This is a genomic window from Actinomadura napierensis (assembly GCF_039529375.1).
In the GTDB taxonomy this organism is placed as follows: Bacteria; Actinomycetota; Actinomycetes; order Streptosporangiales; family Streptosporangiaceae; genus Spirillospora; species Spirillospora napierensis.
The window spans coordinates 1-14,194 of the sequence record NZ_BAAAMR010000085.1; the positions used below are offsets into that span (position 1 = coordinate 1).

15 protein-coding genes are annotated in these 14,194 nt (G+C 72.6%); 7 read left to right on the forward strand and 8 right to left on the reverse strand.

The window, feature by feature from the left end; genetic code table 11:
• Positions 1 to 154: 154 nt before the first annotated feature.
• Genes ABD296_RS35505 through ABD296_RS35520 form a run of 4 tightly spaced genes read left to right on the forward strand, consistent with a single transcriptional unit; the run spans position 155 to position 2,802 of the window.
• Positions 155 to 589, forward strand: a complete 435-nt coding sequence (locus ABD296_RS35505; protein WP_344277670.1) for a roadblock/LC7 domain-containing protein — start codon at positions 155 to 157, stop codon at positions 587 to 589.
• Positions 586 to 939, forward strand: a complete 354-nt coding sequence (locus ABD296_RS35510; protein WP_344277673.1) for a DUF742 domain-containing protein — start codon at positions 586 to 588, stop codon at positions 937 to 939. Before ABD296_RS35505 ends, ABD296_RS35510 begins: the two co-directional genes overlap by 4 nt.
• A 25-nt stretch (positions 940 to 964) precedes the next feature.
• Positions 965 to 1,588: a GTP-binding protein gene (locus ABD296_RS35515; protein ID WP_344277675.1), complete on the forward strand. Its 624-nt coding sequence runs from the start codon at positions 965 to 967 to the stop codon at positions 1,586 to 1,588.
• Positions 1,585 to 2,802: a cytochrome P450 gene (locus tag ABD296_RS35520; protein WP_344277678.1), complete on the forward strand. Its 1,218-nt coding sequence runs from the start codon at positions 1,585 to 1,587 to the stop codon at positions 2,800 to 2,802. The genes ABD296_RS35515 and ABD296_RS35520 overlap by 4 nt, the downstream gene beginning before the upstream one ends.
• Here the strand turns inward: ABD296_RS35520 and ABD296_RS35525 are convergent.
• Positions 2,756 to 4,186 carry an SPFH domain-containing protein gene (locus ABD296_RS35525; protein WP_344277681.1) on the reverse strand — a complete coding sequence of 477 codons (1,431 nt, stop codon included), beginning with the start codon at positions 4,184 to 4,186 and terminating at the stop codon, positions 2,756 to 2,758. The two genes, ABD296_RS35520 and ABD296_RS35525, sit on opposite strands and share 47 nt — an antisense overlap.
• Before the next feature lie 136 nt (positions 4,187 to 4,322).
• On the opposite strand from ABD296_RS35525, the gene ABD296_RS35530 reads away from it, so the two are divergent.
• Positions 4,323 to 6,095: a cytochrome c oxidase assembly protein gene (locus tag ABD296_RS35530; protein WP_344277684.1), complete on the forward strand. Its 1,773-nt coding sequence runs from the start codon at positions 4,323 to 4,325 to the stop codon at positions 6,093 to 6,095.
• Here ABD296_RS35530 and ABD296_RS35535 read toward each other — a convergent pair.
• Entirely contained in the window at positions 6,046 to 6,648 is a 603-nt protein-coding gene (locus ABD296_RS35535) for a zinc-binding dehydrogenase (protein WP_344277686.1), read from the reverse strand. The two genes, ABD296_RS35530 and ABD296_RS35535, sit on opposite strands and share 50 nt — an antisense overlap.
• A gap of 43 nt (positions 6,649 to 6,691) precedes the next feature.
• Here ABD296_RS35535 and ABD296_RS35540 point away from each other — a divergent pair, with 43 nt between their 5' ends.
• Together ABD296_RS35540 and trxA are read left to right on the forward strand one after the other, a co-directional pair.
• Positions 6,692 to 7,186 (forward strand): MerR family transcriptional regulator, encoded by a 495-nt coding sequence (locus ABD296_RS35540; RefSeq protein WP_344277689.1) that lies wholly within the window; start codon positions 6,692 to 6,694, stop codon positions 7,184 to 7,186.
• Positions 7,068 to 7,382: a thioredoxin gene (gene trxA / locus ABD296_RS35545; RefSeq protein ID WP_344277692.1), complete on the forward strand. Its 315-nt coding sequence runs from the start codon at positions 7,068 to 7,070 to the stop codon at positions 7,380 to 7,382. Before ABD296_RS35540 ends, trxA begins: the two co-directional genes overlap by 119 nt.
• A gap of 55 nt (positions 7,383 to 7,437) precedes the next feature.
• Here the strand turns inward: trxA and secY are convergent, their stop codons facing one another.
• The 6 genes from secY to ABD296_RS35575 form a co-directional block, all read right to left on the reverse strand.
• On the reverse strand, positions 7,438 to 8,724 hold the full coding sequence (gene secY / locus ABD296_RS35550) for a preprotein translocase subunit SecY (protein ID WP_344277695.1): 1,287 nt from the start codon (positions 8,722 to 8,724) through the stop codon (positions 7,438 to 7,440).
• Positions 8,725 to 8,867: 143 nt separating this feature from the next.
• On the reverse strand, positions 8,868 to 9,290 hold the full coding sequence (locus ABD296_RS35555; RefSeq protein ID WP_344277698.1) for a hypothetical protein: 423 nt from the start codon (positions 9,288 to 9,290) through the stop codon (positions 8,868 to 8,870).
• Between the two features lie 143 nt (positions 9,291 to 9,433).
• Positions 9,434 to 10,420 (reverse strand): LysR family transcriptional regulator, encoded by a 987-nt coding sequence (locus tag ABD296_RS35560; protein WP_344277700.1) that lies wholly within the window; start codon positions 10,418 to 10,420, stop codon positions 9,434 to 9,436.
• Between the two features lie 51 nt (positions 10,421 to 10,471).
• Positions 10,472 to 11,176: a Crp/Fnr family transcriptional regulator gene (locus ABD296_RS35565; protein WP_344277703.1), complete on the reverse strand. Its 705-nt coding sequence runs from the start codon at positions 11,174 to 11,176 to the stop codon at positions 10,472 to 10,474.
• 292 nt (positions 11,177 to 11,468) lie between these two features.
• On the reverse strand, positions 11,469 to 12,239 hold the full coding sequence (locus ABD296_RS35570) for a succinate dehydrogenase/fumarate reductase iron-sulfur subunit (protein WP_344277705.1): 771 nt from the start codon (positions 12,237 to 12,239) through the stop codon (positions 11,469 to 11,471).
• Positions 12,236 to 14,188 carry a fumarate reductase/succinate dehydrogenase flavoprotein subunit gene (locus ABD296_RS35575; RefSeq protein ID WP_344277708.1) on the reverse strand — a complete coding sequence of 651 codons (1,953 nt, stop codon included), beginning with the start codon at positions 14,186 to 14,188 and terminating at the stop codon, positions 12,236 to 12,238. Before ABD296_RS35575 ends, ABD296_RS35570 begins: the two co-directional genes overlap by 4 nt.
• Positions 14,189 to 14,194 lie beyond the last annotated feature (6 nt).

Sequence of the window (14,194 nt, forward strand, 5' to 3'; positions counted from 1 at the left end):
CGCCGGCCTCGTGGCGGGATCCGGTGCGGCCGCCGCGCGAGACCGCCGCCGGGCTCGGCGCCTGGCAGCGCGGCACCCGGTCCGGCCGCACGGGCACGCCGCCCGGTGGCACTCCGGCGCCGCCGCCGGGCGTTGAAGGAAAGGACCTGCGGCCATGAACGAGGGGTGGAACGGCGCGATGGACGACGGCACGAACCGGCTCGGGTGGATGCTCGACGACGCCCTGCGGATGCCCGAGACGCGGTACGCGATCCTCCTGTCGGCCGACGGGCTGCTGATCGCCCATTCGGAGCGGATCGGCCGGGACGACGCCGAGCGGCAGGCGGCCGGCATGTCGGGGCTGCAGTCGCTGGCCCGCAGCACCGCCGAGTTCTGCGGCGACGCCGGCACGACCTGGCGGCAGACCGTCAGCGAGTTCGACGGCGGGTACGTGTTCCTCGTCGCGGCGGGGCCGGGCGCGTACCTGGCGGTGTCGGCGACGCAGCACGTGGACATGGAGACGGTGTCGTTCCGGCTCCAGGAGCTGGTGCAGCGGCTGGGCAAGGAGCTGAGCAGCCCGCCGCGCCCGAGCGCGGGCAGCCCCGCATGAGCCGCCGCAACCAGCGGGCGCTGGTCCGCCCGCACGTCGTCACCGGCGGCCGGGCGCACCCGTCCCGCAACGTCTTCGACCTGGTCACCCTGGTGATCTCCACCGGCGACCTGCCGCGCGCCGGGCTCACTCCGGAGAAGGCGCGGATCGTGGAGCTGTGCCGGGGCGGCGCGCTGTCGGTCGTGGAGATCGCCGGGCACCTGTCGCTGCCCGTCGGGGTGACGAAGGTGCTGCTGTCCGACCTGGTCGACGCCGGGCACCTCACCACGCGGGCGCCGGCGCCCGCCGCCCAGCCGTCCCGGACCCGGCTCCTGCAGGAGGTGCTCGATGGACTCCGCGCCAGTCTCTGAAGCCGGCGGAGCCGGCGCGGGGGTCGTGGGGGGCCGTCCCCCCTCGGGAGGCACCGAGGCCGTCGCTGCGGGAAGCGGGCCCTACCTGCGCGAGACGGTCCGGACCGCCGTCAAGATCCTCATCGTGGGGCATTTCGCGGTCGGCAAGACGACCTACGTCGGGACGCTGTCGGAGATCCGGCCGCTGCGCACCGAGGAGCGGATGACGCAGGCCGGCGCCGCCGTCGACGACCTGGCCGGCATCCGCGACAAGACGACCACCACCGTCGCGATGGACTTCGGCCGGCTGACGCTGAGCGACGACCTCGTGCTGTACCTGTTCGGCGCGCCCGGCCAGCAGCGCTTCACCCGGCTCTGGAACGACCTGGCGCGCGGCGCGCTCGGCGCGCTGATCCTGGTGGACACCGCGCGGCTGGCGGAGTCGTTCGCCGTCATGGACATCGTGGAGCGGCAGGGACTGCCGTACGCGGTGGCGGTCAACCGGTTCGACGGGTCGCCGGAGTTCCCCGACGCCGAGGTCCGCGAGGCCCTCGACCTCGCGCCGTCGACGCCGCTGGTCAGCTGCGACGCGCGCGACCGGGCGTCCTCGACGCACGCGCTGATCGCCCTCGTCGACCACCTGCTCGCATCCGGCCAGGAGACCCCGTGACCATCGACCAGACCCGTCCCGCCCGCGAGGAGGGAACGGACGAGCCCGGCCGGCTCTACGGGCCGGAGTTCGCCGCCGATCCCGGCCGCGTGTACGCCGCGCTGCGCGCGCACGGCGGCGTCGCGCCCGTCGAGCTGGCGCCCGGCGTCCCGGCGACGCTCGTCATCGGCTACGACGCGGCGCTGGAGGTCATGCGCGACCCGGGCCGGTTCCCGCGCGACGGCAGCCGCTGGCAGCAGGGCGTCCCCGCCGACTGCCCCGTCCTGCCGATGCTGATGTACCGGCCGAACACGCTGTCGGCCAACGGCGCCGTGCACGCCCGCCTCCGCTCGGTGATCACCGACAGCCTGGACCGGGTCGACACCGGCGCGCTGCGCGGCCACGTCGAGACCGGCGCGGACCGGCTCGTCGACGCCTTCGCCGCCGACGGCGAGGCCGACCTCATCGGCCAGTACGCGCGGGTCCTGCCGCTGCTGGTGTTCAACGAGCTGTTCGGCTGCCCGCCCGAGATCGGCGACCGGCTCGTCGAGGGGATGAGCGGCATCTTCGACGGCACGTCCGCCGAGGAGGCCAACGCGGTCCTGAACCAGGCGACCCGGGACCTGGTGGCGCACAAGCGCGCCGAACCCGGCGCCGACGTGACGTCGTGGATGACCGGGCATCCGGCGGAGCTGGACGACGACGAGATGGCCGAGCAGATGGCGCTGCTGCTCGGCGCGGGCACCGAGCCGGAGCAGAACCTCATCGCCAACGGGCTGCGGCTGCTGCTGTCGGACGACCGGTTCGGCGGCGACCTGTCGGGCGGCAGCCTCCCCGTCGAGGACGCCCTCGACGAGATCCTGTGGACCGACCCGCCGATGGCCAACTTCGGCGCGACGTTCCCCCGCCAGGACGTCGACTTCCACGGCCACCTGCTGCCCGCCGACCAGCCCGTCGTCATCTCCTACGCCGCCGCGAACACCGACCCGTCGCGCACCCCGCACCAGCGCACCGGCAACCGCGCGCACCTGGCGTTCGCCGCCGGGCCGCACACCTGCCCGGCCAAGGGGCACGCGCGGCTCATCGCGTCCGCCGCGATCGAGACGCTGCTCGACCGGCTGCCCGACATGGAGCTGGCCGTCCCGGCGGACGAGCTGGAATGGCGTCCCGGCCCGTTCCACCGGGCGCTCACCGCGCTGCCCGTCCGTTTCCCTCCGGAGGCGCCCCGCCCGTGACGGACGGGCTCTCCGCGGTGGCGGCGCGCAGCGCGCCGATCACCGCGGTGAGCTGGGTCAGCAGCCCCGCGAGGCTCGTCTGGTCGGCGCCGTTGACGGTCACGGTGCGGACCTCGTCCGGCTTCGGCAGCCGCTCCAGGATGTCGGGCAGCCGGGTGATCAGGCGCGCCTGGATCGCCGCGGGCGCCTGCTCGTTGTCCATCGCGGCGCGGGCCCGGTCGCGCTCCAGGCCCAGCAGCGCCGTCTCGTGGTGGGACCGCGCCCGCGTCTCCTGGAGCGCCAGCTCGCCCTCGACGCGCAGCCGGTTCAGCTCGTGGTCGCGCTCGATCCGCAGCCGCCCGGTCTCGGCCTCCTCCGCGTGCCGCTCCCGCTCCATCCGCAGCGCGTGCCGGGTCGTCTCGGTCTCCAGCTCGGCGACCTCGCGGGCGTCGTCGTGCTCGCGGCGGGTGCGGCGCAGCTTCTCGGACGTCTCGGTGTCGAACCGCTCCGCCTCGTTGCGCGACCGCAGCTCCGCCAGCTCCCGCTCGTGCTCCAGCCGCTGCGTCTCCTTCACCCGCTGCGCCGCCATCTCCCGCTGCGCGACGGCCTCCTCCGCCTCCAGCTCGGCGAGCCGCGCGATCCGGCCCTGCTCGGCCCGGTACGGCTTCTGCAGGTTCTCCCACAGCCGCGACGAGCTGACCACGGCCTCCTTGATCTGCACCGTGACGATCCGCAGCCCGAGCCCCCGGTCGCTGTGGTCCTCGCCCTCGGCGACCGCGCGCAGCCGCGCGGTCAGCTCCTCGATGATCGGCTGCTTGTCGCTCAGCACGTCCCGCACGCCCATGCTGGAGACCTTGTCCTTGATCGCCGCCTCCGCCTGCTCGCGCAACTGGAGGTTCACCACCCGCATCGGGTCCTGCGCGTCGCCGAAGTCGAGCTTGCGGTAGGCGGTCGCGAAGTCCTGGACGATCCACTGGACGTAGCCCTGGACGAGCACGCCCTGCAGCTCGCTGCAGATGCAGTACGCGTTGATCAGGATCGTCTGCGTCGCGCCCGGCACCACCAGGAACGAGTCGGTGGACGGGTTGAACCGGAACGACACCCCGAGCCCGATGTGCAGCGGCTCCGCGCGCCCGCGCCGGGTGTGCACGACGAAGGCGTTCGGCGGGACCAGCACGTTCTTCCACCGCCAGAACCCCTTGATCCGCACCTCGACCGGGCCCGGCTCGGCCGGCCCGGCGGGCCCGCCGCCGAGCGCGCGGTCCCGCTTGGCCAGCGGCCCCGGCGGCGGCACGGCCCCGGGCGGCGGCGGGGACGAGCGCCGCGACCGCAGGTCGTCCTCCAGGACGGCCTGCTGGGCGACGACCTTCTCCAGGTAGGTGTTGCCACCGTCGTTGGCGCTCATGGCCACCTCTCCGGACGTCCGCGGGCGTCGCCGGTCGGCGGATACCGCCCCGACCTCCCCCAGGTGGGGGCATGGCGGACACTTTAGTGATCGCTGAACCTTCCGCCCGGGTGTACGCGTATCTCCCGCCGTGGCAATGCGATCGCGGCAGGCGCCCGGAATCGACCGGCCCGTCCTCGTGACGGCGGCGCTCGCGACGGCTCTGCTGGTCCTGGCGCTGGTGGTGCGGCTCGGCGGGTCGCTCGGCGCCACCGCCGCGCCCGGCCTGTCCGAGGCCGGGGCGCTGACCAAGACCGGCCTCTCGGTCGCCAAGCTCGGCGTGAACGTCGCGTCCACGGTGACGGCCGGGTGGCTGCTGGCCGCGGCCGTCCTCGTCCCGGGGACCGGTGTCGCGCGCCGATGCATGGCGGCGGCCTCGCTGAGCGCGATGGCGTGGGCCCTGTGCACGCTCGCCTTGACGGCGTTCACCGTGTCCGACCTGTTCGGCGCCGGAGTCGCCGGCATCACCGGCGCCATGCTGCGGACGTTCCTGTTCGACCTGCCGCAGGGGCGTGCCCTGGTCCTGGTGTTCGGCGCCGCCGTCGCGCTCTGCTGGGCGGCCCGGCTGCGCGCCGCCGACGGCATCGCCGGTTACCTGCTGCTCGGCGCGCTCGCCGGGCTGCTGCCTCCGCTGTTCACCGGCCATGCCGCGACCGGTTCCCACCACGCCCTCGCCGTCTACAGCCTCGCCGCGCACATCGCGGGAGCGGCGCTGTGGATCGGCGGGCTGGTCGTCCTCGTCGCCCTCTCCCCCGAGATCCGCGACCGGTTGCCGCAGGTCGTGGAGCGCTACAGCGGGCTCGCGCTGGTCTCGTTCGCCGTCGTCGGGGTGAGCGGCGCGGTCAACGCGTGGGTGCGGCTCGGCGGCCTGCACCTCGGCTCCCGCTACGGGGCGCTGGTGGTGGCGAAGGCGGTCGCGCTCACCGTCCTCGGCACCATGGGCTGGTGGCATCGCCGCAGCACGATCCCTTCGCTGGCGTCGACTCCCCGGCCGTTCACCCGGCTCGCGTCCGCCGAGATCCTGGTAATGGCCGCGACGATGGCGCTGGCGACCGGCCTCGCGCGCACCCCGCCGCCGGAGGTCTCACCGGGCACCATCGACGCGGTGGCTCTGCGGCTCGGCTTCCCGTTGCCCGGTCCCGCCGGGTTCGTCGCGTACATGACGAGGTGGTGGCTCGACCCCCTGTTCCTGGTCCTCGTGCTCCTCGGGGCCGTCCTGTACGGGATCGGGGTGGCGCGGACGGGACGCTGGCCGCTGCGCCGTGGTCTCGCGTGGGCCGCCGGGCTGAGCGTCCTGCTCTTCGCCATGGGCAGTGGGGTCGCCCGGTACAGCATGGTCCTGTTCAGCGCCCACGCCTTGCAGCACGTACTGGTCGGGGTGGTCGCTCCCCTACTCCTTCTGTATGGGCGTCCGCTGGGACTCGTGCCTGCCGGTTCACTGCTCGCCACCGTCGCGGACAGCCGAGGCGTGCGGTTCCTTAGGCATCCGGTCGTCTCCTCGGCGCTCTTCCTCCTGAGCCTCTACGCGTACTACGCGTCCCCGCTGTTCGGCGCTTCGCTGGCCAACCACGCGCTCCACTCGCTGGCGATGGCGTGCTTCCTCGCGATCGGGCTCGCGTTCTTCGGCAGCGCCCGCGTGCCCGCCGTCCTTCCGGTTCTGCTCGTCGTCGCCGGGATCGTCCTCCTTCTGGACGGGTCCGTCCTCGGCGACGGCTGGTATCAGGGGCTCGGACGGCACTGGGGCGCCGCCCCGCTGCACGACCAGCGCGCGGGCGCCGCGATCCTGACGGCCGTCGCGGTGCCCGCCGCGCTGTTCCAGCTCATCCGACGGCGAGCACGATCTTCCCCGTCATCCGCCCCGTCTCGCTGAGCTCGTGCGCCTTCGCCGCCTCCCACAGCGGCAGCACCTCGTCCACCACGGCCCGCACGCCGCTCCTCGCGATCTCCGCCAGGCCGGACGGCGTGAACCCGAACTGCACGAAGCGCAGGCCGAGCTCCTCCGCCCGCGCGCGGACCTCCGTCCGGTCGGGTCCGGTGCCCCGCACGTCGATGAGGATCCCGCCGTCCTTGAGCGTGCGCAGCGACCGGGGGCCGTAGTCGCCCGCGATCGGATCCAGGACGACGTCGACGTCCCGGACGACCTCGGCGAAGTCGTCGCGCGTGTAGTCGACCAGCTCGTCGGCGCCCAGCTCGCGCAGGAACGCGTGCTTGGCGGCCCGCGCCGTCCCGATCACGTGCGCGCCGCGCGCCTTGGCGATCTGCACGGCCAGATGCCCGACCCCGCCCGCAGCCGCGTGCACGAGCACCCGCTGCCCCTTTCCCACCCCGGCGACCTGGACCAGTTTGTGAAGAAGGCACCATGTTGATATCTCGACCCTGCCGCGCCGCTCGACCTCGACGCGCCGCTTGACCTTGACGCGCACGTTAAGGCTTACGGTCGTTGACGGCCACCGAGGGAGGATCCCGATGCTGATCGGCGAGCTGGCCGAACGGGCCGGCGTCAGCACCCGCACGCTGCGCTTCTACGAGCAGCAGGGACTGATCACCGCGCGCCGCGCGGCCAACGGCTACCGCCAGTACGACGAGTCCGACCTGCGGCTCGTCACGGAGATCCGGTCGCTGCTGGCGGCGGGCTTCACGCTGGAGGACACCCGTCCGTTCGTGGACTGCCTGCGCTCCGGCCACGCCACCGGCGACGCGTGCCCCGAGCCGGTCGCGGTGTACCGGCGCAAGCTCGCCGAGATCGACGCCGAGATCGCCGCCCTCGTCCGGCGCCGCGCCGGCGTGGCCGCCCACCTCGCCCGGGCCTGCCCGGGCTGCACCGTCCCCCAGGAGGCGACAGATGATCACGGTGACCAGCGCGACCTTCGACGAGCGGGTCCTCAACGCCCCCGGCCCGGTACTGGTCGACTTCTGGGCCGACTGGTGCCCGCCGTGCAAGATGATCGCGCCGATCCTTGAGCAGCTCGACGCCGAGCTCGGCGACCGCCTCACCATCGCGTCCCTCAACGGCGACGAGAACCCCGACATCGCGAGCCGGTACGGCGTCCTCGGCTTCCCGACCCTGACCCTCTACAAGAACGGCGAGGCCGTCCACCAGATGGTCGGCGCCAAGCCCAAGCGCCAGCTGCTCGCCGCCCTCGCCCCGCACCTCTGAGCCGGCGGTGAACCGCCCCGCCGCCGGGACCGCGCGTCCCGGCGGCGGGCCCGGTTCAGCGGAGGAACCCTTCGTAGTTGTGCTGCTGGAGACGGCTCTCGATCTGCTTGACGGTGTCGAGGCCGACCCCGACGGCGATGAGGATCGTCGTCCCGCCGAAGGGGAACTGGTTCCCGACGTCCAGGAGCGCCAGCGCCGCCATCGGAATGAGGGCGACGAGGCCCAGATACACCGCACCGGGCGCGGTGATACGGGTCAGGACGTGGTCGAGGTATTCGGCGGTCGGGCGTCCCGGCCGGATGCCGGGCACGAAACCGCCGTACTTCTGCATGTTGCCGGCCACCTCCGTGGGATTGAAGGTGATCGCCACGTAGAAGTAGGTGAAGAACACGATGAGCGCGAAGAACGCGGCCATGTGCCACGGATCGGCCTGGTCGAGAAAGGGCTGGACCCGCTGCAGCCATTCCACGTCCGGCCACAGCCGGGTGGCCAGCACCGGTAGGTAGAGCAGGGACGAGGCGAAGATGACGGGGATGATCCCCGCCTGGTTGACCTTCAGCGGAATGTAGGTCGAGGTGCCGCCGTAGACGCGGCGTCCGACCATTCGCTTGGCGTACTGCACGGGAATGCGCCGCTGCGCCTGCTCGACGAAGACGACCCCGGCCATGATGGCCAGCCCGACGATGATGACCAGGGCGAAGACGAACCCGCCCTTGGCCTGGTAGATGGCCCACAACTGGCCGGGGAAGACCGCCACCACCTGCGTGAGGATCAGCACCGACATCCCGTTGCCGACGCCCCGCTCGGTGACGAGCTCGCCCAGCCACATCGTGACGGCCGTCCCGGCGACCATGCACACGACCATCGTCGCGATCGGGAAGACGCCCCTGTCGTGCAGGATGCCGTCCGAGCCCTGGAACAGCTGCCCGGCGGACGTCATCGCGACAACGCTCGCGCCCTGCAGGACCGCCAGCGCGACCGTGAGGTAGCGGGTGTACTGCGTGATCTTCGTGGTGCCGGACTGCCCCTCCTTCTTGAGCGCCTCCAGCTTCGGGACGACCACCGTCAGCAACTGCAGGATGATGCTCGCGGTGATGTAGGGGTAGATGCCGAGCGCGAACACCGACAGTTTCAGCAGCGCACCGCCGCTGAACAGGTCGAGCAGTCCATAGAGCTGGTTGCTCTTCTTCGCGGCGTCGGCGGCGGACCTCAGCGCCGTCACGTCCACGTTCGGCAGCGGCAGGTTCTGCCCCAGCCGGAAGACGAGGATGGCGAACAGGGTGAACAGCAGTTTCCGGCGCAGTTCCGGGGTCCGGAACGCGCGGGCGAACGCGGTCAGCACGCCGCGTCCGATCGATGGGCGGGCAGCGTGAACCGGGCGAGCGCATGACGCGCCCGCCGCGTGGCGAAGCGGAAGATGACGAGCCTCCATACGGGTACGCCGCAGCGCCCGCAGGGCTTACTGCGGCCGATGACTGATGAGCGTCAGAAACCCGTACCGGAAGGAGGCCCTCGCACCGCTACGGCGGAGGTGTGAACGGACGCCGGCACCCACTCGCGCGCCGCCGCGGCCTTGAGCCGGCTCGGCCGGAGTGCCGCGGTCGGAATGGCCGACGGCAGGACGGAATGGTGGCCCTGCGTTTCCCCGGAGCCGAATCCGAGCCGTTGCCACAGCCGGACGTCCGCTGCGGAGAACCGCGGCCAGGCGGGCGCGGAGCGGCGGTCCCGGGCGAGCGAGGACGCCTGCCCCCGCGAGCCCGCCCCGCTCGACGCCGCCGCCGTCCCGATCCGGACGATCTCGACGGCCGCCGCGTTCGGGACGACGGACAGGGTGGCCGTCATGGCGAAGCCGAAGAAGCCCGCCAGCAGCATCACCAAACGGCGCTGCCGGGAGGTGCGGTCGCTCACACCGGCCTCCCCTCGCCACCCGCCGTCCGTCCCGCAACCGTACAACGCCACCGCCGCCCCGACCCCCGAACCGGATCAGCGGACGGCGGGCTTCTTCGCGCGCGGCCGAGGCCCACCGGCAGGCCGCCGACGACCTGTGCTGATCAGGCGTGGAGGAGGGACTCGACACCGGCGGGGAGGCTCTGCGCGGCGCCCGCCTCCAGGAGGAACGTCATCAGCAGGTCCTGGAAGGCGCGGGCCGCGTGGGTCAGGTCGACGTCCTTGCGGTGCGCCAGCGCGATGGTGCGCAGCAGGCCGGGGCCGTGGTGGCCGCGCCGGGCCTCCTCGTCGGCCAGGACGAGCGGCGTGCCGCGCAGGCCGGGCCGTCCGGCGAGGACCATGCTGGGCACCACCGCGACGCCGAGGCCCGCCTCGACGAACCGCAGGACGGCGTCCATCTCGCCGCCCTCGACGGCGAACCGCGGCTCGAAGCCGGCGGCGCGGCACGCGCTGATGGTGGCCTCGCGCAGGTCGTAGCCGGAGCGGAACATGACGAGCGGGCGGTTCCGCAGGTCCTCGATGCGCAGATAGGAGCGGCGCGGCATGGCCACCCGGGGGTCGCCCTCGTCCCCGCCCACCGGGGAGGCCACCACCAGGTACTCGCGCAGTATCGGCGCGGTGTCCAGCGGCGGGTCGCCGTGCAGCGGCAGGATGACCAGGGCGAGGTCGAGCGAACCGCGGGTCAGCTCCTTGACCAGGTCGCGCGAGCCGCCCTCCTCCACCAGCAGCTGGATGCCGGGGTAGGCGTCATGGAAGCGGCGCAGGACGTCCGCGAGGAGTCCCGCGCACAGCGACGGCGTGGCGCCCAGCCGGACGCGTCCCCGGCGCAGCCCGGTCAGCTCCTGCACTTCGAGGCGCGCCGTGTCGACGTCGGCGAGGATCCGCTTGGCCAGCGGCAGCAGCGCCTCCCCCGCGGGCGTCAGGGTGATGTTGCCCCGGGCGCGGCTGAACAGCGGCGCGTTCAGCTCGGTCTCCAGCGCGCGGATCTGCTTGGACAGCGACGGCTGCGCCACACGCAGGAGCTCCGCGGCCTGCGTGAAGTGGCGTACCTCCGCGACCGCGACGAAGTAGGCGAGCTGCTGTAGCTGCATCCTGCACAGAGTACGGGCCCGCCGTGGGCCCGCCCGCGACCGCCTTGACCGTTAGCGGGCGTGCCGGCGGAGGGCCTGGAGGTCGTGCACGATGAGACGGCGCCGCCCGGTCTCGATCCAGCCGTGCCGCCGCAGTGTCCGCAGCGCCTTGCTGACGGCCTCGCGCGACGCGCCGACCCAGCCGGCGAGCTCCTCCTGCGACAGATTCAGCGTGATGCGGACGCTCTGCCCGCCGGCGCGGCTCGCCGCGTCCGCGCGGCCCTCGTAGGGCTGCCCGAACCGCTCCGCCAGCTCGACGAGGCGCTGCGCCACCCGTCCGGTCGCGTCGAACATGCCGAACTCGACGCGCTTGCGGTCCGCGTCGCGCCAGCGCTGGCACAGCATCCGCATGATGATGATCGAGACGCGCCCGTGCGCCTGGAGGAACGCCATGAACTCGTCGGCGGTGACGGCGAGCGCCTGCGCCGGTTCCAGCGCGGAGACGGTGGCCGAGCGGGGCAGGCCGTCGATCGCGGCGACCTCCCCCAGCAGCGCGCCGGGGCCGCGCACGGCGAGCAGCGCCTCGCCGCCGTGCTCGCGGTAGGAGAACGCCTTCACCCGCCCGCGCAGCAGGACGGCCACCCAGCTGGACCGGTCCCCCTCGACGAACAGCGTGTCCCCCCGGGCGAAGTCGCGGACGCGGCCGCGGGATTCCAGGTCGCCGCGTTCCGCCGGGGTGAGTTCGGCGAGGAACGAACCCGGTTCGAGGGCGCTCATGCCCACCACGCTAAGGGGAACCCGGCGGCACCGGTCCCAGGGGGATAATCACGAATTTGTCACGCGTTGTGTGCACTCTTCCCTATTCACCGCGGCGCGCGGGCACCAGGGTTGACCCCGGCGTGTGCGACCGGCAGGTCGCCGGCGCCCGGCTCGGGCGGAGGCACGGCGAGACAGGGGAGCCGTGCCCCCGGCGGCGAGCACGGCGTTCATGGGGAACGGCGGTACGGCGGGCGGCGGTCCGGGGGCATCGCCGCCCGCCGTCGCCGCCCCGCCGCCCGCCGCCCGTCCGCTACGCCGACGGGGTGTCCTGCCCCTTCCTGACGATGCCGAGCTTCGTGCCGAGCCACACGACCGGGTCGTACTTGCGGCCGACGACCCGCTCCTTCATCGGGATCAGCGCGTTGTCGGTGATCTTGATGTGCTCGGGGCACACCTCGGTGCAGCACTTGGTGATGTTGCAGAACCCGAGGCCGTGGTCCTTCGCCGCGATCTCCCGCCGGTCGGCCTGGTCGGCCGGGTGCATCTCCAGCTCGGCGATCCGCATGAGGAAGCGCGGCCCGGCGAAGTCGGGCTTGTTCTCCTCATGGTCGCGGATCACGTGGCAGACGTTCTGGCACAGGTAGCACTCGATGCACTTGCGGAACTCCTGCGAGCGCTCGACGTCCTCCTGCTGCATCCGGAGCTCGCCCGGCTTCACGTCGCCCGGGTCGAACGAGGGGATCTCCCGCGCCTTCTCGTAGTTGAACGACACGTCCGTCACGAGGTCGCGGATCACCGGGAACGTCCGGATCGGGGTGACGGTGATCGTCTCGTCCTCGGTGAAGGTGGACATCCGCGTCATGCACAGCAGCCGCGGCATGCCGTTGATCTCCGCCGAGCACGACCCGCACTTGCCGGCCTTGCAGTTCCACCGGACGGCGAGGTCGGGTGCCTGCGTGGCCTGCAGCCGGTGGATGATGTCGAGGACGACCTCGCCCTCGTTCACCTCGACCGTGTAGTCCGTCAGCTCGCCCGCGCCGTCGTCGCCGCGCCAGACCTTGAACTTGGCCTCGTAGCTCACTGGTCGTCCTCCTCGTCGTCCTCGGCGGCGCCCGCGGCGGCCACGTCCGCCGGCAGCTCCTCGGCGGTGAGGTACTTCTTCAGCTCGTCGGTCTCGAACAGTTGCAGCAGGTCCTCGCGCATCGGCACCATCGGCTGGCGCTTCAGCTCGACGTGCGGGGACGACGGGTCGCCGGCCAGGCCGCACACCAGGTTGACCTTCCGCCACTCCGCCGACATCTGCGGGTAGTCGTCGCGGGTGTGCCCGCCGCGGCTCTCCTGCCGCTCCAGCGCCGCCTTCGCGACCGCCTCCGACACCAGCATCATGTTCCGCAGGTCCAGCGACAGGTGCCAGCCCGGGTGGTAGCCGCGCCCGTCGTTCACCGCGACCGGCTCGACGCCGACGTTGGCGACCCGCTCGCGGAGCTTGCCCAGGGCCTCGATCGCCTGCTGCAGCTCCCCTTCCTTGCGGATGATGCCGACCAGGTCGTTCATCGTCTGCTGCAGCTCGGCGTGGACGGCGTAGGGGTTTTCGCCGCCCTCGCGCTCGAACGGCGCGAGCGCCTCGGTGACCGCCGCCTCGACCTCCGCCTCGGGGACGCCGGGACGCGCGGGCAGCCCGTCCACGTACTCCGACGCGCCCATCCCGGCCCGCCGGCCGAAGACCAGCAGGTCCGACAGGGAGTTGCCGCCGAGCCGGTTCGAGCCGTGCATGCCGCCCGACACCTCACCGGCCGCGAACAGCCCCGGCACCTTCGCGGCACCGGTGTCCGGGTCGACCTCGACGCCGCCCATCACGTAGTGGCAGGTCGGCCCGACCTCCATCGGCTCCTTGGTGATGTCGACGTCCGCCAGCTCCTTGAACTGGTGGTGCATCGACGGCAGCCGCCGGACGATCTCCGCCGCGCCGCCCGGCATCCGGTCGACGACGGTGAGGAACACCCCGCCGTGCGGCGACCCCCGTCCGGCCTTGACCTCGGAGTTGATCGCGCGCGCGACCTCGTCGCGCGGCAGCAGCTCCGGCGGCCGCTTGTTGTTGTCGGGGTCGTCGTACCAGCGGTCGCCCTCCTCCTCGGTGGTGGCGTACTGGTTCTTGAAGACCTCGGGGACGTAGTCGAACATGAACCGCTTGCCCTCGGAGTTCTTGAGGACGCCGCGGTCGCCGCGCACCGACTCGGTGACGAGGATGCCCTTCACCGACGGGGGCCAGACCATCCCGGTCGGGTGGAACTGGACGAACTCCATGTTCAGCAGCGTCGCGCCGGCCAGCAGCGCCAGCGAGTGCCCGTCGCCGGTGTACTCCCAGGAGTTTGACGTGACCTTGAAGGCCTTGCCGATGCCGCCGGTCGCCAGCACCACCGCGGGCGCCTCGAACACCACGAACTTGCCGGTCTCGCGGACGTAGGCGAACGCGCCGCAGATCCGGTCGCCGTCCTTGAGCAGCCGCGTCACGGTCGTCTCGGCCCACACCTTGAGCCGGGCCTCGTAGTCGCCGTGCTCGGCGCGGTCCTCCTGCTGCAGCGCGACGATCTTCTGCTGCGTGGTGCGGATCAGCTCCAGGCCCGTCCGGTCGCCGACGTGCGCCAGCCGCGGGTACTCGTGCCCGCCGAAGTTGCGCTGGCTGATCTTGCCTTCCTTGGTGCGGTCGAACAGCGCGCCCCAGTGCTCCAGCTCCCAGATGCGCTCGGGCGCCTCCTTGGCGTGCAGCTCGGCCATCCGCCAGCTGTTCATGAACTTGCCGCCGCGCATGGTGTCGCGGAAGTGCACCATCCAGTTGTCGTTGGGGTTGGCGTTCCCCATCGCGGCGGCGGCGCCGCCCTCCGCCATCACCGTGTGCGCCTTGCCGAACAGCGACTTGGAGATGATCGCGGTCTTCTTGCCCTGGAGGCGGGCCTCGATCGCCGCCCGCAGCCCGGCGCCGCCGGCACCGATCACCACGACGTCGTAGGAGTGCCTCTCGATCTCAGTCATGATCCT

Coding starts and splice junctions, on each gene's coding strand:
- ABD296_RS35505 (WP_344277670.1), top strand. CDS start 155: ATGAACGAGGGGTGGAACGGCGCGATGGACGACGGCACGAACCGGCTC.
- ABD296_RS35510 (WP_344277673.1), top strand. CDS start 586: ATGAGCCGCCGCAACCAGCGGGCGCTGGTCCGCCCGCACGTCGTCACC.
- ABD296_RS35525 (WP_344277681.1), bottom strand. CDS start 4,186: ATGAGCGCCAACGACGGTGGCAACACCTACCTGGAGAAGGTCGTCGCC.
- ABD296_RS35530 (WP_344277684.1), top strand. CDS start 4,323: ATGCGATCGCGGCAGGCGCCCGGAATCGACCGGCCCGTCCTCGTGACG.
- ABD296_RS35540 (WP_344277689.1), top strand. CDS start 6,692: ATGCTGATCGGCGAGCTGGCCGAACGGGCCGGCGTCAGCACCCGCACG.
- trxA (WP_344277692.1), top strand. CDS start 7,068: ATGATCACGGTGACCAGCGCGACCTTCGACGAGCGGGTCCTCAACGCC.
- ABD296_RS35560 (WP_344277700.1), bottom strand. CDS start 10,420: ATGCAGCTACAGCAGCTCGCCTACTTCGTCGCGGTCGCGGAGGTACGC.
- ABD296_RS35565 (WP_344277703.1), bottom strand. CDS start 11,176: ATGAGCGCCCTCGAACCGGGTTCGTTCCTCGCCGAACTCACCCCGGCG.
- ABD296_RS35575 (WP_344277708.1), bottom strand. CDS start 14,188: ATGACTGAGATCGAGAGGCACTCCTACGACGTCGTGGTGATCGGTGCC.